The organism is Undibacterium sp. Tian12W, assembly GCF_049339405.1.
In the GTDB taxonomy this organism is placed as follows: domain Bacteria; phylum Pseudomonadota; class Gammaproteobacteria; order Burkholderiales; family Burkholderiaceae_D; genus Undibacterium.
The window spans coordinates 1-238 of sequence record NZ_JBMPPK010000100.1 but is presented as its reverse complement, the minus strand read 5'-3'; the positions used below and the strand labels follow the sequence as shown (position 1 = coordinate 238).

The 238-nt window shown below is 52.1% G+C and carries 1 protein-coding gene; it reads right to left on the bottom strand.

Annotation, left to right across the window (positions count from 1 at the left end; genetic code table 11):
* Positions 1-238, bottom strand: a 238-nt coding sequence (locus ACO0LI_RS30785) for a transposase (protein ID WP_423037750.1), incomplete at both ends; no start/stop codon positions are given.

Genomic DNA, 238 nt, shown 5'->3' with positions numbered 1-238 from the left:
TTTATCCCTGGTGCTTTGCTGCGTGCAACCTGCTTTTGGCCCGTGTAGGCAGAATCGCCCCAGTAACGTGTCTCGCGCCCGTGCAGTAATTTTGGCAATACCTGGCTGTCGTGGACATTGGCTCCGGTGGCGACAACGGCATGAATCAATTTGGTCTTGCTATCAACGCCTATGTGTCCCTTCATCCCGAAATACCATTGATTGCCTTTTTTGGTCTGGCGCATTTCCGGATCACGTT